The sequence below is a fragment of the Pseudomonas sp. BGA-UO-ETr-WB11 genome (assembly GCF_059567785.1).
The window spans coordinates 158,258-179,540 of the sequence record NZ_JCAQOS010000008.1 but is presented as its reverse complement, the minus strand read 5'-3'; the positions used below and the strand labels follow the sequence as shown (position 1 = coordinate 179,540).

The window sequence follows — 21,283 nt, the reverse complement described above, 5'->3', positions numbered from 1 at the left end:
CTGTCGGGCTTGACCGTTCGTAGCGAGGGAAAGACCGGGTTGAGGCACTTTTCGTGCTCTTTTGAGGCGAATAGTCATTCTATTCAACGAAAAAGAGCACGAAAAATGACCAAGTCCGGCTTTTCCGCAGTAGGACAGCGCTAAGTCCGACAGGCTCCTAGAGCTGACGATCCCGTACAATGCCGGCGGTTGGCCGTTAATGGAGTGGTTCTTGTGGAAAAATTCAAAGGCGCACTGGTGGTTGGCTTCCTGCGCTTGTTCGCCCTGTTGCCCTGGCGCGCCGTGCAGGCCGTGGGCGCCGCCATCGGTTGGTTGATGTGGAAACTGCCCAATGGCTCTCGTGAGGTGGCGCGGATCAATCTGGCCAAGTGCTTTCCTGAGTTGTCCGCCGTCGAGCGCGAAGCCTTGCTCGGCCGGGCGCTGATGGACATCGGCCGGACCTTTACCGAAAGCGCCTGCGCGTGGATCTGGCCGGCGCAGAAGTCGATCGATCTGGTTCGTGAAGTCGAAGGCCTGGACGTGCTGGAGGCGGCGCTCGCCTCGGGCAAGGGCGTGGTTGGCATTACCAGTCACCTGGGCAATTGGGAGGTGCTCAACCACTTCTACTGCGCGCAGTGCAAACCGATCATTTTCTACCGCCCACCCAAGCTCAAGGCGGTCGATGAGCTGCTGCAAAAGCAGCGCGTACAGATGGGCAACAAGGTCGCGGCCTCGACCAAGGAAGGCATCCTCAGCGTCATCAAGGAAGTGCGCCGTGGCGGCGCCGTTGGCATCCCGGCGGACCCGGAGCCGAGCCTGTCGAGCGGCGTGTTCGTGCCCTTCTGCGCCACTCAGGCGCTGACCAGCAAGTTTGTGCCTAACATGCTGTCTGGCGGCAAGGCCGTTGGGGTGTTCCTGCATGCCCTGCGCCTGGCCGATGGCTCGGGCTACAAGGTGATTCTCGAAGCCGCCCCCGAGGGCATGTACAGCGACAACGTGGAAGAAGGCGTAGCGGCCATGAGTGCTGTCATCGGCCGTTATGTGCAGGCCTACCCAAGCCAGTACATGTGGACCATGAAGCGCTTCAAGAAGCGCCCAGCGGGCGAGGCAAAATGGTATTGATGCCGGACGCTTTAACCACTAACGTCAGTTTCCTGCCCAGAAAAAGCACAACAACAGGCTTGTCATGACCAACCAGCGCAGTAACACCCGTGCCCCGTTGAAGGTACGCATCCGCATTGACCATCCGATCCATGGCGAGTTGATGGTGGTGACCCGGGATATTTCCGACAGCGGCGTGTTTGTGGTGATCGACGATGCCCAGAGCCTGTTGAAGATCGGCGAGCAAGTCACCGGCCAGGTGCAAGGCCTGCCGATGGAAGCGCCGTTGGTGCAGATGCTGGTGGTGCGCTTCGAGCCAGGCGGCGTGGCGCTGCGCTTCAAGCGCGACTGATACAGCACACCGTTGCGGTGTAAACGTGCTGTTGTAGGAGCGGCTTCAGCCGCGAATGTCGCGAATCAAGCCGCCCCTAAACAACCCCCAAGCGCATCTGCAGCGCGGGCTTAGAAGAAGCTCAGGCCCACGTGGAACAGCCGTTCGACGTCGCGGATGTACTTCTTATCTACCAGGAACAGGATCACGTGGTCGCCAGAAGCGATCACCGTATCGTCGTGGGCGATCAGCACTTCCTCGTCGCGGATGATCGCGCCGATGGTGGTGCCTGGCGGCAGAGCGATGTCTTCGATCATCCGGCCGACCACTTTGCTGGATTTGCTGTCGCCGTGGGCAATCGCCTCGATGGCCTCGGCGGCGCCGCGGCGCAGGGAGTGAACGCTGACGATGTCGCCACGACGCACGTGGGTCAGCAAGGTGCCGATTGTGGCCAGCTGCGGGCTGATGGCGATGTCGATTTGCCCGCCCTGCACCAGGTCGACGTAGGCCGGGTTGTTGATCAGGGTCATCACCTTGCGCGCACCCAGGCGCTTGGCCAGCAGCGAGGACATGATGTTGGCTTCATCGTCGTTGGTCAGGGCCAGGAAGATGTCGGTGTCGGCGATGCTCTCTTCCAGCAGCAGGTCGCGGTCGGAAGCGCTGCCCTGCAGCACGATGGTGCTTTCCAGGCTGTCGGACAGGTAGCGGCAGCGGGCCGGATTACGCTCGATGATCTTCACCTGGTAACGGCTTTCGATGGCCTCGGCGAGGCGTTCACCGATGTTGCCGCCGCCGGCGATGATGATGCGTTTGTTGCTGTCTTCCAGGCGGCGCATCTCGCTCATCACTGCGCGGATATGGCCCTTGGCGGCGATGAAGAAGACTTCGTCGTCAGCCTCTATCACGGTATCGCCCTGCGGCAGGATGGGCCGGTCGCGGCGGAAGATCGCCGCCACACGGGTGTCGACGTTCGGCATGTGGGCGCGCAACTGGCTCAGTTGCTGGCCCACCAACGGCCCACCGTAGTAGGCGCGCACTGCCACCAGCTGGGCTTTGCCCTCGGCAAAGTCGAGCACCTGCAGGGCGCCGGGGTATTCGATCAGGCGCTTGATGTAGTTGGTCACCACCTGCTCGGGGCTGATCAACACGTCCACCGGGATGGCGTCGTTGTCGAACAGGTCGTTGCGGGTCAGGTAGGCTGATTCGCGCACCCGAGCAATTTTGGTCGGGGTGTGGAACAGGGTGTAGGCGACCTGGCAGGCGAGCATGTTGACTTCGTCGCTGTTGGTCACCGCAATCAGCATGTCGGCGTCATCCGCGCCGGCCTGACGCAGCACGGTGGGAAACGAGCCACGGCCGACCACGGTACGGATGTCCAGACGGTCGCCGAGGTCGCGCAGGCGCTCGGTGTCGGTGTCTACCACGGTGATGTCGTTGGCCTCGCCGGCCAGATGTTCCGCCAGCGTGCCGCCGACCTGGCCGGCACCGAGAATGATGATCTTCACTGCACTACTCCTGTGGACGCGGCGTGGGCGGCGTCGACACCGTTCATTAACCTTGGGGCGCCGCTGCGATCTTGATCAGCTTGGCATAGTAAAAACCGTCATGGCCGTCTACCTGGGGCAACAACTGGCGACCGTGGGCCTGCTTGAGGCCAAATTCACCGTCGATATCCAGCTCCCGAGCGCCCGGTGTACGCGCCAGAAACGCGCCGATGTTGTCGCTGTTTTCTTCCGGCAGCACCGAGCAGGTGGCGTACAGCAGGATGCCGCCGACTTCCAGGGTGGTCCACAGCGCGTCCAGCAGCTCGCCTTGTAGTGTGGCCAGGGCGGTAATGTCGCTGGCTTGGCGGGTTAGCTTGATATCCGGGTGGCGACGAATCACGCCGGTGGCCGAACAGGGGGCGTCGAGCAGAATGCGCTGGAACGGCTGGCCATCCCACCAACTGGCGAGGTCGCGCCCGTCAGCGGCGATCAGCTCGGCCTCAAGGCCCAGGCGTGCGAGGTTTTCGCGTACCCGCACCAGGCGTTTGGCTTCCAGATCGACACCCAATACATGGGCCAGTTTGGGCTCGACTTCCAGCAGATGACAGGTCTTGCCGCCGGGCGCGCAGCAGGCATCCAGCACGCGCTGGCCGGGGGCCAGTTGCAGCAGGTCGGCGGCCAGTTGCGCGGCCTCGTCTTGAACGCTGACGTGTCCGGCAGCGAAGCCCGGCAGGCTGGTGACATCACAGGCCTGGGCTAGCACGATGCCGTCGCGGCTGTAGGTGCAAGGGCTGGCGGCAATGCCGGCGGTGGCTAGTTCTGCCAGGTAAGCATCACGGCTACGCAGGCGCCGGTTGACCCGCAAAATCAGCGGCGGGTGGGCATTGTTGGCGGCGCAGATGGCCTGCCAGTGCTCTGGCCAATTGGCCTTCAAGGCCTTTTGCAGCCAGCGCGGGTGGGCGGTGTGCAGCACGGGGTCGCTGTCCAGGCTGGTGCAAATGGTATCGCCGTCGCGCTGGGCATTGCGCAGCACGGCATTCAGCAGCCCTTTAAGGGAGGTCTTCTTCAGCTTGTCGACGCAGGCGACCGTCTCGCCAATCGCCGCGTGGGCCGGGATGCGCGTGTAAAAAAGTTGGTACAGACCGACCAGCAGCAGTGCTTCGACATCATGGTCGGCGGCCTTGAAGGGCTTTTGCAGCAGCTTCTCGGCAATCAGGGCCAAGCGAGGCTGCCAGCGGGCGGTGCCAAAGGCCAGGTCCTGAGCCAGGCCGCGATCACGCGCGTCGACCTTGTCCAGCAACGGCGGCAGGCTGCTGCCCAGCGACGCTTTGCCGGAGAGCACCGAGGCCAGGGCGCGGGCGGCGGCCAGACGAGGGTTCATGCCGAAGCCCCGAGCAGGCTGCCGACGGCGAATTGTTCACGGCGGCTGTTGAACAGATCGGCAAAGTTCAGCGCCTTGCCACCGGGCAGTTGCAGACGGGTCAGACGCAGGGCGCCGTCAGCGCAGGCGACGGTCAGACCATCCTTGCTGGCCGCGAGGATTTCCCCTGGCGCACCACGGCCCTCGCCCGGCTCTGTAACCAAGTGCGCGGCCAGCACTTTTAGCGGCGCGCCGTTGAGGCTGCTGTGGCAGATCGGCCAGGGGTTGAAGGCGCGGATCAGGCGCTCCAGCTCCACGGCCGGGCGGCTCCAGTCCAGCAGGGCTTCGTCCTTGTTCAGTTTGTGTGCGTAGGTGGCCAGGCTGTCGTCCTGCACTTCACCGCGCAAGCTGCCGGCGGCCATGCCGGCGATGGCCTGCAATACGGCGGGTGGGCCCAGCTCGGCGAGGCGATCATGCAGGCTGCCGCCAGTGTCCTCGGCAATGATGGGCGTGCTGACCTTGAGCAGCATCGGCCCGGTATCCAGGCCAGCTTCCATCTGCATCACGGTCACCCCGCTTTCCGCGTCGCCTGCCTGGATCGCCCGCTGGATCGGCGCCGCACCGCGCCAGCGCGGCAGCAGCGAGGCATGACTGTTGATGCAGCCGAGGCGCGGAATATCCAGCACCACTTGCGGCAGGATCAGGCCGTAGGCCACCACCACCAGCAGGTCGGGCTTGAGCGCTGCCAATTCGGCCTGGGCGGCCGGGTCGCGCAGGGTCTGCGGTTGGTAGACGGCAATCTCGTGTTGCAGGGCCAATTGCTTGACCGGGCTGGGCATCAGTTTTTGCCCGCGGCCAGCCGGGCGATCCGGTTGGGTGTAGACCGCGACGACTTGATAAGGGCTGTTCAGTAGCGCCTTCAGGTGTGCGGCGGCAAATTCCGGGGTGCCGGCGAAAACGATGCGCAGGGGCTGGGTCATGGTTGTTCGCCTGATCTGTGGCTAAAGAAAAAGGCTTGCCAGAGCAAGCCTTTGGGGTCGCGGGTCATTCTTGCTGGCGGTGTTGTTTTTCCAGCTTCTTCTTGATCCGGTCGCGCTTGAGGGTCGACAGGTAGTCGACGAACAGCTTGCCGTTAAGGTGATCGCATTCGTGCTGAATGCACACCGCCAGCAGGCCTTCGGCAATCAGCTCGAAGGGCTGGCCGTCACGGTCGAGGGCCTTGATTCTGACTTTTTGCGGGCGATCGACGTTTTCGTAGAAGCCCGGCACTGACAGGCAGCCTTCCTGATATTGGTCGACTTCGTCAGTCAGGGACTCGAACTCGGGGTTAATAAACACCAGAGGTTCGTTCTTGTCTTCGGACAGGTCCATCACCACCAGGCGCTTGTGCACGTTCACCTGGGTGGCCGCCAGGCCGATGCCGGGGGCGTCGTACATGGTTTCAAACATGTCGTCGATCAGCTGGCGCAGGTCGTCGTCGACCCGCTCCACCGCTTTGGCGATGGTGCGCAGGCGTGGATCGGGAAATTCGAGGATGTTCAGAATCGCCATATGCGTTTGTGATGCACTTGTGGAATAAAGTCAAAATCCGCTGCTAATATGCTGAGCAGCATTGAAAAACGGCTTCAGGCTGCGGCTCCCTTGGGTTTTGGGCCGGCCATCAGGCGTTCCACGCGAAGACACATAATAAAGGGATTCACCGTATGAGGAAATCACTACTCGCCCTGCTGCTGCTCGCTACTGGCGGTCTGGCCCAGGCGGACGTCCAGCTCAAGGCCGGGCATCCCGAGAACTATACGGTGGTCAAAGGCGATACCCTTTGGGACATCTCCGGTCGCTTCCTCAGCCAGCCGTGGAAATGGCCGGAGCTGTGGCACGTCAATCCGCAGATCCAAAACCCGAACCTGATCTACCCAGGCGACACCCTCAGCCTCACTTACGTGGATGGCCAGCCGCGCCTGGTGCTCAATCGCGGCGAGTCGCGTGGCACCATCAAGCTGTCGCCGCAGGTGCGCAGCACGCCGATGGCCGAAGCCATTCCGACCATCCCCCTGGAAGTCATCAACGCCTTCCTGTTCAACAACCGCATCGTCAACAGCGACGCCGATTTTGCCGGCGCGCCTTACGTGTTGGCCGGTGGCGGTGAAAGCGTGGTGATGGGTGCCGGGCAGAAGATCTACGCCCGTGGCGTATTTGCCGATCAGCAGCCGGTTTATGGCATCTTCCGCCAGGGCAAAAGCTATAACGATCCGATCACTAAAGAGTTTCTCGGCATCAACGCCAACGTCATCGGTAGCGCTGAAGTGCTGTCCAGCGAAGGGGACGTCACCACCCTGGGCCTGACGCGCAGCAATGAAGAAGTGCGCCTCGGCGACCGTTTCTTCCCCACCGACGAGCGTGCAGTCAACTCAACCTTTATGCCGCGCGAGCCGGCTAGCCAGGTGAACGGCCTGATCATCGACGTGCCCCGTGGCGTCAACCAGATCGGTTCGATGGATGTCGTCACCATCAACAAGGGCCAGCGCGACGGCCTGTCGGAAGGCAGTGTATTGGCGATCTTGAAAACTGGCGAAACCGTACGCGACCGCGTCACCGGCCAACAGGTCAAGGTGCCTGATGAGCGTAGCGGCCTGCTGATGGTATTCCGCACCTACGACAAGATCAGCTACGGCCTGGTGCTGACAGCCAGCCGCGATCTGGCCCTGATGGACAAGGTGACCAACCCGTAACAACCTAGCCCCGATAAGCGGGGTTTTTTATTGTCCGCAGTATGTTGCCCCCCTCGATCAAGGATGATCGTCATGCCTCCACTCTCGCCGGCTATTTCCCCTGCCGAACTGGAAGCCCGTTTGCGCCTGCACAGCTTGCCGCAATTGGGCCCGCGGCGTTTTCGCCGTTTGCTGGACGCCTTTAGCAGTGCCTCGGCGGCCCTCAGTGCGCCGGCTACGGCCTGGCGCGCGCTGGGTTTGCCGGCGTGCTGCGCCGAGGCACGTCGCAGCAGTGCGGTGCGCGACCAGGCGGCCGCGGCATTGCTTTGGCTGGAGCAGCCCCAGCAACAGCTGCTGATGTGGGATGGACCCTCCTACCCCGCGCTGCTGGCGGAGCTGGATGACGCCCCGCCGCTGCTGTTTGTCGCCGGCGCTGCGGACATCCTGCAGTTGCCACAACTGGCCGTGGTGGGCAGCCGACATGCCTCGCGACCGGGCTTGGATACTGCCCAGGCGTTTGCCCGCAGCTTGGCTCAAGGCGGTTTTGTCATCACCAGCGGCCTGGCTCTGGGGATTGATGGTGCGGCCCATCAAGGCGCACTGGATGTGGCGGGCAAGACCGTGGCCGTGCTCGGCACGGGCCTGCAGTGCCTGTATCCGCAGCGCCATCGGCGCCTGGCCGCTAGCATTGTCGAGCAAGGCGGTGCCCTGGTGTCGGAGCTGCCGCTGGACTGCCCGCCCCAGGCCAGTAACTTTCCGCGGCGCAATCGGATCATCAGCGGTCTGTCGTTGGGCGTGCTGGTGGTGGAGGCCAGCCCGTCCAGTGGCTCGCTGATTACCGCGCGTCTGGCCGCCGAACAGGGTCGCGAGGTGTATGCCATTCCCGGCTCTATCCACCATCCCGGTGCCCGTGGCTGCCATCAGCTGATTCGCGATGGCGCAACGCTGGTGGAAACCGTCGAGGACATTCTCCAGGCCCTGCGCGGCTGGCAGCAGCCGGTGCCTGCTGTTGAGCACAGCGCGCCAATCGCCCACCCGCTATTGGCCCTGCTACATGCCGCGCCCCACAGCAGTGAAGGGCTGGCGGCGGCCCTGGGTTGGCCGTTGCCCGAGGTGCTGGCGGCGTTGACCGAGCTGGAGCTGGACGGTTTGGTGTGCAATCAGGCCGGTCGCTGGCTGGGCCGTAGCGGTTAGCCCCGGTACACTGCGTCGCAGTTTTTATTGGGGTGTAATGCGATGGTCAGTAGTTGGCGCGTGCAGCAAATGGCGCAAGTGGTTCGCCGTGGCGGGGTGATTGCCTACCCGACAGAAGCGGTCTGGGGGCTGGGCTGCGACCCGTGGGACAGCACCGCGGTGTTTCGACTGTTGGAGTTGAAGCAACGGCCGATGAGCAAAGGCCTGATTCTGGTAGCGGATAACATTCGCCAGTTCGACTTCCTCCTCGCCGACTTGCCGCAGATTTGGCAGGACCAACTGGCCAGCACCTGGCCAGGACCGACCACCTGGCTGGTGCCGCACCAGAACCGCCTGCCCGAGTGGATTACCGGCGGTCATCCAGGCGTGGCCATCCGGGTTAGCGATCATCCGTTGGTGCGTGACCTGTGTGCCCTCACCGGCCCGCTGGTGTCGACTTCGGCCAACCCCAGCGGTCGCCCGCCGGCCCTCAGCCGTCTGCGCATCGAGCAGTATTTCGCCGGGCAACTGGATGGCGTGCTGGATGGTCGTCTGGGTGGGCGCAAGAACCCCAGCCAGATTCGCGACCTGCTCAGTGGTGCCCAGGTACGCTCGGGCTAGGGTGCGTTCAGTGCTTTTGGCTTGATCCGCGTCAGCAGCGGCGGCGCCCGGCAGAGTGCTATGCTTGCCGCCCCGCGCCGCCAGCCCAGGTAATGCGAGGCCTGCAGCTTCGCCGGCAAGACCATTGAATTCCCGCGCTGCCCGCCAGCGCGACCACAAGGTGACCCCCGTGAGTGATCGCACCGAGGCCGTGAAGGCTTACCTGCTCGACCTGCAAGAGCGCATTTGTGCCGCCTTGGCTGCTGAAGACGGCAGCAAGAACTTCTTTGAAGACAGCTGGCAGCGTCCCGGTGGCGGCGGTGGTCGCACCCGCGTGATGGAAAACGGCGCACTGATCGAAAAGGGCGGGGTCAACTTCTCCCATGTGTTCGGTGATGCCCTGCCGCCATCCGCCAGCGCTCATCGGCCGGAACTGGCTGGTCGCGGCTTCGAGGCCCTTGGCGTATCGCTGGTGATCCACCCGCACAACCCCCATGTGCCGACCTCCCACGCCAACGTGCGTTTCTTCAGCGCTGAGAAGGCGGGCGAAGAGCCGGTCTGGTGGTTTGGTGGCGGCTTCGACCTGACCCCCTATTACGGCCATGAAGAAGACTGCGTGCACTGGCACCGAGTTGCCGAGCAGGCCTGTGCCCCCTTTGGTGCCGACGTTTACCCGAAATACAAAGCCTGGTGTGACCGCTACTTCCACCTCAAGCACCGCGGCGAGCCGCGCGGCATTGGCGGGCTGTTCTTCGATGACCTCAACGAGTGGGACTTCGACACCTGCTTCGCTTTTATCCGCGCCATTGGCGATGCCTACATCGACGCCTACCTGCCGATTGTGCGCACGCGCAAGAACACTCCTTACACCGAGCAGCAGCGCGAGTTCCAGGCGTACCGCCGGGGTCGATATGTCGAGTTCAACCTGGTGTTCGACCGCGGCACCCTGTTCGGCCTGCAGTCCGGCGGCCGTACCGAATCGATCCTCATGTCGCTGCCTCCCCAAGTGCGTTGGGGCTACGACTGGCACCCTGAGCCAGGTAGCGAGGAAGCACGCCTGACCGAGTACTTCCTGCAGGATCGTGATTGGCTGGGCGAGGCGGCGCGTTGATGGACCGCTACGGCGTCTTCGGCAACCCCATCGGCCACAGCAAGTCGCCGCTGATCCACCGCCTGTTTGCCGCGCAGACCGGTCAGCAGTTGAACTACGAGCCTTTGCTGGCGCCGCTGGAGGATTTCGTCGGGTTTGCCCGCGGGTTTTTTCTTGAGGGCCGCGGTGCCAACGTCACCGTGCCGTTCAAGGAGCAGGCCTTGCACCTGGCCGATCAGCTCAGCGCCCGCGCCCAGCGGGCCGGTGCGGTGAATACCCTGAAGAAACTCGACGATGGCCGCCTGCTGGGCGACAACACCGACGGCAGCGGCCTGGTGCGCGACCTGATCGACAACGCCGGCGTCAGTCTGGGTGGCAAACGCATCCTTCTGCTGGGCGCAGGTGGAGCGGTGCGCGGCGTGCTTGAACCGCTGTTGGCGCAAGGGCCGGCGGCACTGGTGATTGCCAATCGCACGGTGGCCAAAGCCGAGCAACTGGTGCACGAATTTGCTGACTTGGGGCCACTGGCGGCCAGCGGCTTTGACTGGATTGATGCGCCGGTGGACCTGATTATCAACGGTACCTCGGCCAGCCTGGCCGGCGAGCTGCCGCCGATTGCACCGGGCCTGATCGCCGCCGGTCACACGGTTTGCTACGACATGATGTACGCCAAGGAGCCGACCGCCTTCAATCGCTGGGCCTGCGAGCACGGCGCGGCGCGCACTCTGGATGGCCTGGGCATGTTGGTGGAGCAAGCGGCGGAAGCCTTTTACTTGTGGCGCGGCGTGCGCCCGGACACGGCGCCAGTGTTGCAGCACCTGCGCGAGTTGCTGGCTGCCGCCTGACGTGGCCCGGTCTGGCGGCTTGAAATGACGGCGGCAAACTGACAGCAACATGATCTACGTCTACGTTTGCTCTGGCGGGCGGCGTACAAATGGTGGGTCAACCATTGCGCGTCAGATGCGCCGCGTCATTTCAAGGAATTTGCCATGAGTGAAACCACCTCCACCGCCCCTGTCACTGAGCCCCAGGTTGCGCCTGCCGCGCCGCGTAGCGCCAAACGTCCGGCACGGCCGCGCAAGGCCAATGCCGGCGATATCGCCCCTTCCCTGCAGGCCGCAAGCCTGGAGCGGCACACGGTCAACGAGGCCATCGCTGCTGCGCAACTGGCTTCCGGCGTGGCGATGGAGGACATCCTCAGTCAGATTCAACCGGGCGATACCGAGAGCATGCTCAAGACTTTGGAAGTCTTCCTCTCCGGGTTGGCCGCCGATGATGCTCTGGCCCTGCGTAACCTGCTGCTCAGCCAGGAAAACGCCCTGCCGTTCAACCAGAAGCCCCTGCATCCCGATGATGAGCTGGCCGCGGACTGGCGCAACGGCGGCTACCCCTACAAAAACCTGATGTCGCGGCGTAACTACGAGCGCGAGAAGTACCGCCTGCAGGTCGAGTTGCTGAAGCTACAGGCCTGGGTCAAGGAGACCGGGCAGAAGGTGGTGATTCTCTTCGAAGGTCGTGATGCGGCCGGCAAGGGTGGCTCGATCAAGCGCTTCATGGAGCACCTCAACCCGCGTGGCGCGCACATCGTCGCCCTGGAAAAACCCAGCGAAGCCGAGCGTGGCCAGTGGTACTTCCAGCGCTATGTGCAGCACCTGCCGACCTGCGGCGAAATCGTTATGTTCGACCGCTCCTGGTACAACCGCGCCGGGGTCGAGCGGGTGATGGGCTTCTGCTCGGACGAGGAGTACCTGGAGTTTATGCGTCAGGCGCCGGAGTTCGAACGCATGCTGGCGCGCAACAACGTGCACCTGGTCAAGTTCTGGTTTTCGGTCAGCCGCGACGAGCAGCGCCGGCGTTTCAAGGAGCGCGAGAAGCACCCGCTCAAGCAGTGGAAGCTCAGCCCCATCGACCTGGCTTCGCTGGACAAGTGGAACGACTACACCAAGGCCAAGGAGGCAATGTTCTTCTACACCGACACCGCCGATGCACCCTGGACCGTGATCAAGTCCAACTGCAAGAAGCGCGCGCGGCTCAATGCCATGCGCTATGTGCTGCATAAATTGCCGTACACCGGCAAGGACCTGAAGCACCTCGGCAGCCTCGACCCCCTGATCGTCGGCCGCGCCAATGTGGTCTACGAGCGTGGCGAACATATCGCCGACATGCCGATCCTGTAACTGGCCGGCGGCGCCGGTATACTGCGCCGCCCCTGTTCTTTTCCCGGTAGTGATGTCCGTGAATATTCGCCAAACCCTGGTTACCCTGCTGTTCTCCGTCTCGACCCTGCTGGCCCCTGTGGCGCTGGCCACGAAGGCGCCCGCGCAGCAGGAGTTGGCCTCCGGCAGCGCCTTGCTGGTGGACCTGAAAACCAATGAAGTGCTGTACTCCAGCAACCCCGATTACGTGGTGCCGATCGCCTCGGTGACCAAACTGATGACGGCGATCGTGACCCTGGACGCCAAGCCGGCCATGGACCAGCAGTTGCCCATCGTGATCAAGGACGTCAAGGAGATGCGTGGGGTGTTCTCCCGCGTGCGGGTCGGCAGCGAGCTGAGCCGTCGCGACATGCTGCAACTGACCCTCATGTCCTCGGAAAACCGCGCTGCCGCCAGCCTGGCTCATCACTATCCGGGCGGCGTGCCGGCCTTCGTCGCGGCGATGAATGCCAAGGCCAAGGCCCTGGGCATGACCCGCACCCACTACGCCGAGCCGACCGGCTTGTCGGAGCTCAACGTGTCCTCGGCCAACGACCTGCTCAAGCTGCTCAAGGCCAGCCAGCAGTACCCATTGATCGGCCAGTTCAGCACCACCCGCGAGAAGACCCAGGCCCTGCGCAAGCCCAGCTACACCCTGGGTTTTCGCAACACCAACAGCCTGGTGCACAAGCCCAACTGGAGCATCCAGCTGACCAAGACCGGCTTTACCAACGCGGCTGGCCATTGCCTGGTGATGCGCACCCAGATGGCCAACCGCCAAGTGGCTTTTGTGGTGCTGGACGCCTTCGGCAAATACACCCACATGGCTGACGCCAACCGCCTGAAGAAGTGGCTGGAAACCGGCAAGATCACCCCGGTGGCGCCGGCCGCTCTGGCTTACAAACAGCAGAAAATGGCCCAGCGCCAATTGCACGCTGCCCAGTAACCCTTGCTCCACTGGCCCGTGCGATGCACGGGCAAGGCTGACCTTAATGAACCTCAACCAAGTCACTCTTGCCGTCAGCGATGTTGCACGGGCGATAGGGTTTTATCAGCAACTGGGTTTACAGCTGATTGTTGAAAATCTCCCGGAGTACGCCCGTTTTTGCTGCCCGGACGGCTCGGCCACGTTCTCCGTCAGCCGAGTTGAACACGTGCAGCCGAGCCAGAGCCTGATCTACTTCGAGTGCGACGCGCTGGACGCCACGGTGCAGTGTTTGCAGGCCTTGGGTGTGCAGTTCAGCATGCTGCCTACCGATCAGCCCTGGCTGTGGCGTGAGGCCTACCTGAGTGATCCCGACGGCAATCTGCTGTGCCTGTATCACGCCGGTAGTCAGCGACTTAACCCGCCCTGGCGGCTGGCTTAACGTGGGCCGATAAAAAGGCTATGCCCACGTTATGCGTTGAAAAGTGTGATTGAGCTGCGAAATCGCATCAACACGGAACACTCAATTGCATGCCGCTTGAACAGCGAAGTGCATTCAATCGGCCCAATCAGTGCTGCGTGATCAGGGGGCACTTCAAGTACGCATTGGTGTATTTACTTGAGCTCTTGATGTGCAAGAAGCTGCGCACAGCTTCCCTGCTTTCCAAGTCTAAAACACGCTATAACCCACGCATAACCTGGCCTTGAGGGGGATGAGCAATTTTTTGCGCAGTGGTGTGCAAGGTGTTGCTCAATTTCCAGTGATCTGGCGCACAGACTGTTTGGTGTGCGCTGTTTTTTATTTATAAGTTATTGATTTGTAGGTATTTTATTTTTATTGGCATGCTTGTCGCTATGGTCATGACTCCCGGATCACTGCAGATCCATGACCCAAGCCAAGGAAAGCACCCATGCCAACTCCCGCGTATCTGTCCCTCGAAGGCACCAAACAAGGCCTGATCACTGCCGGCACCTTCACCGAAGACTCCGTCGGCAACATCTTCCAGGAAGGTCACGAAGACCAGATTCTGGTTCAAGCTTTTAGCCACCAGGTCATCATCCCGCGTGATCCGCAGTCCGGTCAGCCGACTGGTCAGCGCGTGCACAAGCCGCTGATGATCACCAAAGTCTTCGACAAATCCTCACCGCTGATCTTCAACTCCCTGACTTCCGGTGAGCGTCTGTCCAAGTGCCGTCTGGAGTGGTACCGCACTTCCTCCACCGGCACTCAAGAGCACTACTACACCATCGAGCTGGAAGATGCCGTGATCGTTGACGTGCAGTCGCGTATGCCGAACTGCCAGGACCCGAACATGTCGCACTTCACTCACCTGGAAGACGTGTACTTCACCTACCGTAAAATCGTCTGGACCCACGAAGTCTCCGGTACTTCTGGCTCTGACGACTGGCGTACCCCGATCGCGGCCTAAGCATTGGCTGAGTTCGTGTAATACCACTTCGGCCAGGCTCGTCCTGGCCGAAGCGTTTTCATGGAACGAAACGAGAGGAACAATGAATGTTCGCCGCCGCCAACCAGACGCACTTCAGCCTGATGATCGAAGGTGTAAGCCACGACCTGCAGGTGCTTGAATTCAACGGTCGCGAGGCGATCAGTCAGCCCTTCGTGTTCGAGCTGGAACTGGTCAGCGAACGTCCAGATCTGGATCTGCAAGGCCTGCTGCAGCAAGCCGCCTTTCTCGCGTTTGATCAGGCCGGCCACGGCATTCACGGGCAGATCTACCGCGTCGCCCAGGGCGAGTCTGGCAAGCGCCTGACCCGCTATCACGTGACCCTGCGCCCGCAACTGGCGTACCTGGCGCACCGCACCAACCAACGTATTTTCCAGCACCTGACGGTGGAAAAGATCATCAGCCAAGTGCTCGAAGAGCACGGCATTCAGGCCAACGCCTACCAATTCCAACTCGGCTCGATCTACCCCGAGCGCGAGTACTGCGTGCAGTACGATGAATCTGACCTGCACTTCGTCCAGCGCATGTGTGAGGAAGAAGGTATTCACTACCACTTCCAGCACAGCACAGACGGGCATGTACTGGTCTTCGGCGATGACCAAACGGCCTTCCCGAAACTCGCGCCAACGGCCTATCAACAAGACAGCGGCCTGGTCGCCGACAAGCCGGTGATCAAGCGCTTCGGCGTGCGGGTGGAGACCCGTTCGAGCCGGGTAACACGCCGCGATTACGATTTCGAAAAGCCCAAGTTGCTCATGGAAGCGACCGCCAAGAGTGCATGCAAACCCGACCTCGAGGATTACGATTACCCCGGTCGCTTTGTCGACCGCCTGCGCGGCAAACACCTCAGCCAGCGCATTCTCGAACGCCATCGCCACGACTTCGAACTGGCGCAAGGCGACGGCGACCAGCCGCTGCTGGTCAGCGGTCATTTCCTGGCCCTGACCGAACACCCGCGCGCCAGCTGGAACGACCTCTGGCTGCTCACTGAAATCCACCACGAGGGCAAGCAACCGCAGGTGCTGGAAGAGTCTGTCACCGATTTTTATCTCCCCTCGCCCATTTATGGGAGAGGGGCCGGGGGAGAGGGCTGGGCTGACGCGGACTTCCACCAAGGCTACCGCAACCACTTCACCGCCACGCCCTGGGCCGTGCCCTATCGCCCGCCGTTCAATCATCCGAAACCGCGCATCCTCGGCAGCCAAAGCGCCGTGGTCACTGGGCCTGCGGGTGAAGAGATTCACTGCGATCAATACGGCCGCATCAAGGTGCAATTCTTCTGGGACCGCGAAGGTCAAGCCGACGACAAAACCAGCTGCTGGCTGCGCGTGCGCTCCAGCTGGGCCGGCGATCGCTACGGCGGTATTGCAATCCCGCGCGTGGGCATGGAAGTGCTGGTCACCTTCCTCGAGGGCGACCCCGACCAACCCCTGGTCACCGGTTGCCTACACCACGCCGCGCATGTCGTGCCCTACGCACTGCCGGCGAACAAAACCCGTAGCGTGTTCAAAACCCTCAGCAGCCCTGGCGGTGGCGGCTATAACGAGCTGCGTATCGAAGACAAAAAAGGCGCCGAGCAAATCTTCGTCCACGCCGAGCGCGACTGGGATGAAAACATCGAGCACGACCAGAAAATTCGCATCGGCAATGAACGCCACGACAGTGTCGAGGCCAACAGCTACAGCGAATTCAAGGCCGAAGAACACCGCACCACTCATCTGGACCGTAGGGTCGAGGTCAAAGCCAACGACCATTTAACCGTCGGCAACAACCAGCACAGCAAAATCGGCACCGGTCAATTTATCAACGCAGGCCAAGAGATCCACCTGTCCAGCGGCCAGAAAGTCGTGCTCGAAGCTGGCAGTGAACTCACCTTCAAAGCCGCCGGTAGCTTTATCAAGCTCGACGCCAGCGGCATCACGATGGTCGGCCCAATTATCAAATTCAACTCTGGCGGCGCGCCGGGGAGTGGCTCGGGGGTCAGCATTCTTGGTCCAGCTTTGCCCGGCGCGGCGGCTCTAGCCTTGGCCGGCAACCTGCTCCAGGCCCCTGCAGGCAACGTCGTGCCTCCAGAACCTGAAGAGGCGGCTGTCGAGGAGGAGGAAGAAGAGGAAGAGCTGGAGGAAGAAGTCGGCATTACCCTGCGCATTGGGGTGTTCTTTGACGGCACCGGCAACAACCTGGCCAATTCTTCGACAACTGAAAAGTGCCGGCGCGACGACTTACAGCTGCTGGATGAGCGCGCCCTGCAGGAAACCATCGCCTACTGCGCTAAACACGACTACAGCGACAGCGGTGGTTCGGGCATCTTCAATGAAGTGCCAGACGACAGTTACGGCAATGCGGCCAGCAATGTGGCGCATCTGCACGATCTGTATCGGGATGACTCTAGGCAGGCCTTGCCTCCCGAGACAGAGGTTGCCCACATACGTGCCTATCTCGAAGGCATTGGCACCACAAGCGGTGAATCTGACTCATTGATCGACCAAGGCACCGGGTTGGGCGATACGGGGGTCGTGGCGCGTGTTGCGCAAAGCCCGGAGAAGATTCAGGAGCAGTTAGCGTTTTTGATGCGTGCCAATCCAGCACTTAAAATTCGTCATCTTGAATTCGATATTTTTGGCTTTAGCCGAGGTGCCGCAGCGGCCCGACACTTTGCCAACGAAGTGCTCAAACCCAACGGCGGTGCGTTGTCCACCACCCTTAATGCGCAAACTCAAGGTCTCGTGCCTAGCTTCGACTGGGCGGTGAATGCCAGCATCAATTTTATCGGCCTGTTCGATACTGTGGCCGCGATTGTCGATGTGAGTCGTGGCGACTTCAGCCCAGCCAACGAGCGCAACCCTGGGGTCAATCTGTATTTGCCCTCAGGCTGTGCGCGCAAGGTGCTGCAACTGGCCGCCCACGACGAACAACGCGAGAACTTCGCCCTTAACAGCGTGACACCGCAGCATCAGGAGATCAGCCTGCCTGGCGTGCATTCCGACCTTGGCGGCGGCTACCGGCCTCGCATGACGGAAAAGCTGCTGATCAGCCAGCCACGCTCCGTTTTGGTCACCTCTGGCCGGCCGCTGGAGCGCAGCAGCGCTTGGCGTGAGACCCAAATGGCTATCGAGCAGTTGGAGCAACGCGGCCTGCCCGGTGATGGCAAGATAAAGCCCGTTCACAAGTACTTCGCCACAACTGGCCAGCCCGGCAACAACTCACAGAACCAACGGGCTATAGTCGCGGCGGCCATCAAACGCGAGGTGCGCGGCGAGCTGTCGCGCGTCTACTTGCGCATCATGCGGGCGCTGGCGGTTAAGCATGAGGTGCCTTTTAAAGAAATCCCGGATAACTCCTCCTTTGCCATTCCCTCGGACCTGCAAGCCATCGCCGAGAAAATCACTGCCGGCGCAATGGGCCAAGGCGAGCGGCTGAGCACGGCGCAAGAGCGGCATTTGCATGCTCGCTATATCCACCTGTCCGCGCACTGGACGCCGAGCAAGGGGCTGTTAATCAACAAACCCATCAAGCAGCGGCAGATTTATCGCAACTCGCCTCAGGGAGGTTATCCAGAATGATTTTGCATCGTGTGTGGTTAGTGGCCGCCGTTCTGTTATTGAGCGGCTGCGCTAATGGTCAGGGCCGGCCGGATCTACCGTATAGGAGTTGGAGCATAGGACTGCTTGCTCCGAGTTACATGGAGGTTTGGGTGGAAAGCGTGGATGTCATTGATCGCCGTGGCTTGGTGTTCGAGCGTGTACATGGCGGCATCGTATCTTATACGGGCAACCCGGTTGACTGGCCGAAACTACCCGCTGGGGGGGGGAAGTCAATTTCCGGGGTCGATTTGCCGGAGATTATTTTCGTGCGCTGGCAGTCTTTGGCTGAGCCGAAAACTTATAACGTGCGCATCAATATCCCGCTGTGGGTGCGAGAAGAGATGCTCAAGCCCAAGGAGGTTGCAGACTGCTCTCGCAAGGAACCGAGACCAACAATAATTGATTACCGAGACGGCATCACCATCGGCCTGGCCCCTGGCGGTATCGCCAAAGCTTGGCTGGGGGGTATGTGTGTGGAGTCCATCGAAATCGGCCGCTTCGTGGGGGCGGTTAGTAAACTGGGGCCGGACATGGGCAAGAATGATGGGCGCTACGCCTACCCACTCACGCCTGAGTCAAAGGCCTATATCGAAAAGTTCGGCATTCCTTATGGCAGTTGGTAAGGCAATAACAAGCAGCGCGTGGTGCATCCCAATGAATAATAGAAAAGGGGGACAGCTTTATTTATTGGCGAAAATAAATCTGTCCCCCTTTTTGCGATCGATTTGAGCTGGAGCTGATCAGCGAGAACGCCGCGCTGGATTTGCAAAGCTTGCTGTATCAGCGCGTCTTTCTCGCCTTTAGCCTCGACGGCTTGATTTATCAAATTGCCCGAGGCGAATCCGGCAAGCCCCTGACCCGCCACAAACTGAGCATCGTGCCACCGCTGAGCTACTTGGGCCTGCGCACAAACCAGCGCATCTTCCAACACCTGACGGTGCCGCAGATCGTTGCCTAGGTGCTGCAAGAGCATGGCATCGTCGAAGGTGGTTACCAGTTCTTACTCGGCCCCACGGTTTACCCCAAGTGCGATTACAGCGTGCAGTACGACGAGAGCGACCTGCACTTCGTCCAACGCCTGTGCGAGGAAGAAGGCATTCACTACCACTTCCAGCACCATTTGCTGGTCTTCGCGGGCACCTTGCCATAAAAAAGCCGCTGCAAGCCTTGGGCTGCAGCGGCTTTTTGTTGCCGGTGATGCTTACACGCGGGCGCCGTGCACGCCGTCGGCCAGTTCGCGGCACAGGCCCAGTACGCCGTCGATGGCCTGCTGCGGTGAGCTGGCGTTGGCGATCTGATCGATCAGCGCTGAGCCGACCACCACGCCATCGGCCAGGCGGGCGATGGTCGCCGCGTGCTCCGGGGTGCGGATACCGAAGCCGATGCTGATCGGCAGGTCGGTGTGGCGACGTAGGCGCGTCACGGCCTGTTCGACGTGCTCAAGCGTCGCCGCACCGGCACCGGTCACGCCGGCTACCGAGACGTAATAGACGAAGCCGGAGCTGCCGTTGAGTACGGTCGGCAGACGCGCATCGTCGGTGGTTGGGGTGGTCAGGCGGATAAAGTCTAAACCTGCAGCTTGGGCCGGGTCGCAGAGGTCTTCGTTATGTTCTGGCGGCAGGTCGACGACGATCAAGCCGTCGACCCCTGCAGCTTTGGCTTCTTCAATAAAGCGCGGCACGCCGTAGTGGTGGATGGGGTTGAAGTAGCCCATCAGCACCAGTGGCGTATCGTTGTTGCCGGCGCGGAACTCGCGAACCATCTGCAGGGTTTTGACCATGTCCTGGTGACCACTGAGGGCGCGGATGTTGGCCAGTTGGATGGCCGCGCCGTCGGCCATCGGATCGGTGAAGGGCATGCCCAGCTCGATCACATCGGCGCCAGCCGCCGGCAATCCTTTCAGGATGGACAAAGAAGTGGTGTAGTCCGGATCACCGCCCGTGATGAATGTTACTAAGGCGGCGCGGTTCTGTTGTTTCAGCTCGGCGAAGCGGCTCTGTAGGCGGCTCATGCGTGTTGCTCCTGCTCGGCTTGTTCCATGTAGTGCATAACGGTTTGCATGTCTTTGTCGCCGCGCCCCGACAGGTTGATCACCATCAGGTGATCTTTTGGCAGGGTCGGTGCGCGCTTGAATACTTCAGCCAGGGCGTGGGCGCTTTCCAGGGCTGGGATGATGCCTTCCAGGCGGCAGCACTTGTGGAAGGCTTCCAAGGCTTCGTCGTCCTTGATCGAGCAGTACTCGACGCGGCCGATTTCATACAACCAGGCGTGTTCCGGGCCGATGCCTGGGTAGTCGAGGCCGGCAGAAATCGAGTGAGCGTCGATGATCTGGCCGTCGTCGTCCTGCAGCAGGAAGGTGCGGTTGCCGTGCAGCACGCCGGGTACGCCGCCGTTCAGGCTGGCGGCGTGCTTGCCGGTGGCGATGCCGTGGCCGGCCGCTTCGACGCCAATCATTTGCACGCTGGTGTCATCCAGGAACGGGTGGAACAGGCCCATGGCATTCGAGCCACCGCCGATGCAGGCCACCAGGCTGTCGGGCAGACGACCTTCTTTCTCGAACAGTTGCTCGCGGGTTTCTTTGCCGATGATGGCCTGGAAGTCGCGCACCATCGCCGGGTACGGATGCGGACCGGCCACGGTGCCGATCATGTAGAAGGTGCTGTCGACGTTGGTTACCCAGTCGCGCAGGGCTTCGTTCATGGCGTCTTTCAGAGTGCCGGTGCCGGCCACCACCGGGATCACGGTGGCGCCCAGCAGCTTCATGCGAAACACGTTGGCCTGCTGGCGGTCGATGTCGGTGGTGCCCATGAAGATCACGCATTCCATGCCAAAGCGCGCGGCCACGGTGGCGGTGGCCACGCCGTGCATGCCGGCGCCGGTCTCGGCGATGATGCGTTTTTTGCCCATGCGCCGGGCCAGGAGGATCTGGCCGATGCAGTTGTTGATCTTGTGCGCGCCGGTGTGGTTCAGCTCTTCACGCTTGAAGTAGATTTTCGCGCCGCCGCAGTGCTCGGTCAGGCGTTCGGCGAAATACAGCGGGTTGGGCCGGCCGACGTAATCGCGCTGGAAGTAGGCCAGCTCTTCGATAAAGGCAGGGTCGAGCTTGGCCGCTTCGTACTCGCGGGCCAGGTCGTGGATCAGCGGCATCAGGGTTTCGGCGACGTACTGACCGCCGAAGTGGCCAAACAGGCCCTTGGCGTCAGGGCCATTGCGCAATGAAGTCATGAGGGTGCTCCCAGGCGTGCTGTCCTCCCTGCATAGGCAGAGAGGGTGGGTGGACAATG

19 protein-coding genes and 2 pseudogenes are annotated in these 21,283 nt (G+C 61.7%); 15 read left to right on the top strand and 6 right to left on the bottom strand.

Annotated features, from left to right (window positions below; all coding sequences use genetic code 11):
- The first annotated feature begins 213 nt into the window (after positions 1–213).
- Both AC56DI_RS14585 and AC56DI_RS14580 read left to right on the top strand, forming a co-directional pair.
- Complete coding sequence (locus tag AC56DI_RS14585) at positions 214–1,101, top strand: lysophospholipid acyltransferase (RefSeq protein WP_496346813.1); 888 nt, start codon at positions 214–216, stop codon at positions 1,099–1,101.
- Positions 1,102–1,165: 64 nt separating this feature from the next.
- Positions 1,166–1,432: a PilZ domain-containing protein gene (locus AC56DI_RS14580; RefSeq protein ID WP_496346812.1), complete on the top strand. Its 267-nt coding sequence runs from the start codon at positions 1,166–1,168 to the stop codon at positions 1,430–1,432.
- Between the two features lie 110 nt (positions 1,433–1,542).
- On the opposite strand, the gene trkA is transcribed toward AC56DI_RS14580, so the two are convergent.
- The 4 genes from trkA to def form a co-directional block, all read right to left on the bottom strand.
- Complete coding sequence (gene trkA / locus AC56DI_RS14575; RefSeq protein ID WP_324522010.1) at positions 1,543–2,916, bottom strand: Trk system potassium transporter TrkA; 1,374 nt, start codon at positions 2,914–2,916, stop codon at positions 1,543–1,545.
- A 46-nt stretch (positions 2,917–2,962) separates the two neighbouring features.
- Positions 2,963–4,276, bottom strand: a complete 1,314-nt coding sequence (gene rsmB, locus AC56DI_RS14570) for a 16S rRNA (cytosine(967)-C(5))-methyltransferase RsmB (RefSeq protein ID WP_496346811.1) — start codon at positions 4,274–4,276, stop codon at positions 2,963–2,965.
- Positions 4,273–5,235 (bottom strand): methionyl-tRNA formyltransferase, encoded by a 963-nt coding sequence (gene fmt / locus AC56DI_RS14565; RefSeq protein WP_496346810.1) that lies wholly within the window; start codon positions 5,233–5,235, stop codon positions 4,273–4,275. Before fmt ends, rsmB begins: the two co-directional genes overlap by 4 nt.
- 64 nt (positions 5,236–5,299) lie before the next feature.
- A complete protein-coding gene (gene def / locus AC56DI_RS14560; protein ID WP_496346809.1) occupies positions 5,300–5,806 on the bottom strand; it encodes a peptide deformylase in 507 nt (168 codons plus the stop codon).
- 152 nt (positions 5,807–5,958) lie between these two features.
- Between def and AC56DI_RS14555 the strand changes: the two genes are divergently transcribed.
- From AC56DI_RS14555 to AC56DI_RS14495, 13 genes and pseudogenes are all read left to right on the top strand, one after another.
- Complete coding sequence (locus tag AC56DI_RS14555; protein ID WP_496346808.1) at positions 5,959–6,984, top strand: LysM peptidoglycan-binding domain-containing protein; 1,026 nt, start codon at positions 5,959–5,961, stop codon at positions 6,982–6,984.
- 72 nt (positions 6,985–7,056) lie between these two features.
- A complete protein-coding gene (dprA, locus tag AC56DI_RS14550) occupies positions 7,057–8,157 on the top strand; it encodes a DNA-processing protein DprA (protein WP_496346807.1) in 1,101 nt (366 codons plus the stop codon).
- Between the two features lie 42 nt (positions 8,158–8,199).
- The gene (gene tsaC / locus AC56DI_RS14545; RefSeq protein WP_496346806.1) at positions 8,200–8,757 is read left to right on the top strand and encodes an L-threonylcarbamoyladenylate synthase type 1 TsaC; all 558 of its coding nucleotides are present in this window, start codon (positions 8,200–8,202) and stop codon (positions 8,755–8,757) included.
- A 169-nt stretch (positions 8,758–8,926) separates the two neighbouring features.
- Positions 8,927–9,847 carry an oxygen-dependent coproporphyrinogen oxidase gene (gene hemF, locus AC56DI_RS14540; RefSeq protein WP_496346805.1) on the top strand — a complete coding sequence of 307 codons (921 nt, stop codon included), beginning with the start codon at positions 8,927–8,929 and terminating at the stop codon, positions 9,845–9,847.
- Complete coding sequence (gene aroE / locus AC56DI_RS14535; protein ID WP_496346804.1) at positions 9,847–10,671, top strand: shikimate dehydrogenase; 825 nt, start codon at positions 9,847–9,849, stop codon at positions 10,669–10,671. The genes hemF and aroE overlap by 1 nt, the downstream gene beginning before the upstream one ends.
- Before the next feature lie 144 nt (positions 10,672–10,815).
- Positions 10,816–12,003, top strand: coding sequence for a polyphosphate kinase 2 (gene ppk2, locus AC56DI_RS14530; protein ID WP_496346803.1), 1,188 nt, complete (start codon positions 10,816–10,818; stop codon positions 12,001–12,003).
- A 58-nt stretch (positions 12,004–12,061) separates the two neighbouring features.
- Positions 12,062–12,967: a D-alanyl-D-alanine endopeptidase gene (pbpG, locus tag AC56DI_RS14525; protein WP_496346802.1), complete on the top strand. Its 906-nt coding sequence runs from the start codon at positions 12,062–12,064 to the stop codon at positions 12,965–12,967.
- A 46-nt stretch (positions 12,968–13,013) separates the two neighbouring features.
- The gene (locus AC56DI_RS14520; protein ID WP_496346801.1) at positions 13,014–13,388 is read left to right on the top strand and encodes a VOC family protein; all 375 of its coding nucleotides are present in this window, start codon (positions 13,014–13,016) and stop codon (positions 13,386–13,388) included.
- 469 nt (positions 13,389–13,857) lie between these two features.
- Entirely contained in the window at positions 13,858–14,376 is a 519-nt protein-coding gene (locus AC56DI_RS14515) for an Hcp family type VI secretion system effector (RefSeq protein WP_496346800.1), read from the top strand.
- A gap of 86 nt (positions 14,377–14,462) precedes the next feature.
- Positions 14,463–16,484, top strand: a pseudogene (locus AC56DI_RS14510) (type VI secretion system Vgr family protein); the annotation flags it as partial.
- A 501-nt stretch (positions 16,485–16,985) separates the two neighbouring features.
- Entirely contained in the window at positions 16,986–17,978 is a 993-nt protein-coding gene (locus AC56DI_RS14505) for a phospholipase effector Tle1 domain-containing protein (protein WP_496347523.1), read from the top strand.
- Positions 17,975–18,622: a DUF2931 family protein gene (locus AC56DI_RS14500; RefSeq protein ID WP_496346799.1), complete on the top strand. Its 648-nt coding sequence runs from the start codon at positions 17,975–17,977 to the stop codon at positions 18,620–18,622. The genes AC56DI_RS14505 and AC56DI_RS14500 overlap by 4 nt, the downstream gene beginning before the upstream one ends.
- 98 nt (positions 18,623–18,720) lie before the next feature.
- Positions 18,721–19,131, top strand: a pseudogene (locus tag AC56DI_RS14495) (contractile injection system protein, VgrG/Pvc8 family); the annotation flags it as partial.
- 69 nt (positions 19,132–19,200) lie between these two features.
- Here the strand turns inward: AC56DI_RS14495 and trpA are convergent.
- Together trpA and trpB are read right to left on the bottom strand one after the other, a co-directional pair.
- Positions 19,201–20,010 carry a tryptophan synthase subunit alpha gene (gene trpA / locus AC56DI_RS14490; protein ID WP_496346798.1) on the bottom strand — a complete coding sequence of 270 codons (810 nt, stop codon included), beginning with the start codon at positions 20,008–20,010 and terminating at the stop codon, positions 19,201–19,203.
- Positions 20,007–21,224: a tryptophan synthase subunit beta gene (trpB, locus tag AC56DI_RS14485; RefSeq protein WP_496346797.1), complete on the bottom strand. Its 1,218-nt coding sequence runs from the start codon at positions 21,222–21,224 to the stop codon at positions 20,007–20,009. The genes trpA and trpB overlap by 4 nt, the downstream gene beginning before the upstream one ends.
- Between the last annotated feature and the right edge of the window lie 59 nt (positions 21,225–21,283).

Bases quoted from the DNA above. Each gene is read 5' to 3' on its own strand.
- AC56DI_RS14580 (WP_496346812.1), top strand. From the start codon at position 1,166: ATGACCAACCAGCGCAGTAACACCCGTGCCCCGTTGAAGGTACGCATC.
- rsmB (WP_496346811.1), bottom strand. From the start codon at position 4,276: ATGAACCCTCGTCTGGCCGCCGCCCGCGCCCTGGCCTCGGTGCTCTCC.
- fmt (WP_496346810.1), bottom strand. From the start codon at position 5,235: ATGACCCAGCCCCTGCGCATCGTTTTCGCCGGCACCCCGGAATTTGCC.
- def (WP_496346809.1), bottom strand. From the start codon at position 5,806: ATGGCGATTCTGAACATCCTCGAATTTCCCGATCCACGCCTGCGCACC.
- AC56DI_RS14555 (WP_496346808.1), top strand. From the start codon at position 5,959: ATGAGGAAATCACTACTCGCCCTGCTGCTGCTCGCTACTGGCGGTCTG.
- dprA (WP_496346807.1), top strand. From the start codon at position 7,057: ATGCCTCCACTCTCGCCGGCTATTTCCCCTGCCGAACTGGAAGCCCGT.
- tsaC (WP_496346806.1), top strand. From the start codon at position 8,200: ATGGTCAGTAGTTGGCGCGTGCAGCAAATGGCGCAAGTGGTTCGCCGT.
- aroE (WP_496346804.1), top strand. From the start codon at position 9,847: ATGGACCGCTACGGCGTCTTCGGCAACCCCATCGGCCACAGCAAGTCG.
- ppk2 (WP_496346803.1), top strand. From the start codon at position 10,816: ATGAGTGAAACCACCTCCACCGCCCCTGTCACTGAGCCCCAGGTTGCG.
- AC56DI_RS14520 (WP_496346801.1), top strand. From the start codon at position 13,014: ATGAACCTCAACCAAGTCACTCTTGCCGTCAGCGATGTTGCACGGGCG.
- AC56DI_RS14515 (WP_496346800.1), top strand. From the start codon at position 13,858: ATGCCAACTCCCGCGTATCTGTCCCTCGAAGGCACCAAACAAGGCCTG.
- AC56DI_RS14505 (WP_496347523.1), top strand. From the start codon at position 16,986: ATGCGTGCCAATCCAGCACTTAAAATTCGTCATCTTGAATTCGATATT.
- AC56DI_RS14500 (WP_496346799.1), top strand. From the start codon at position 17,975: ATGATTTTGCATCGTGTGTGGTTAGTGGCCGCCGTTCTGTTATTGAGC.
- trpA (WP_496346798.1), bottom strand. From the start codon at position 20,010: ATGAGCCGCCTACAGAGCCGCTTCGCCGAGCTGAAACAACAGAACCGC.
- trpB (WP_496346797.1), bottom strand. From the start codon at position 21,224: ATGACTTCATTGCGCAATGGCCCTGACGCCAAGGGCCTGTTTGGCCAC.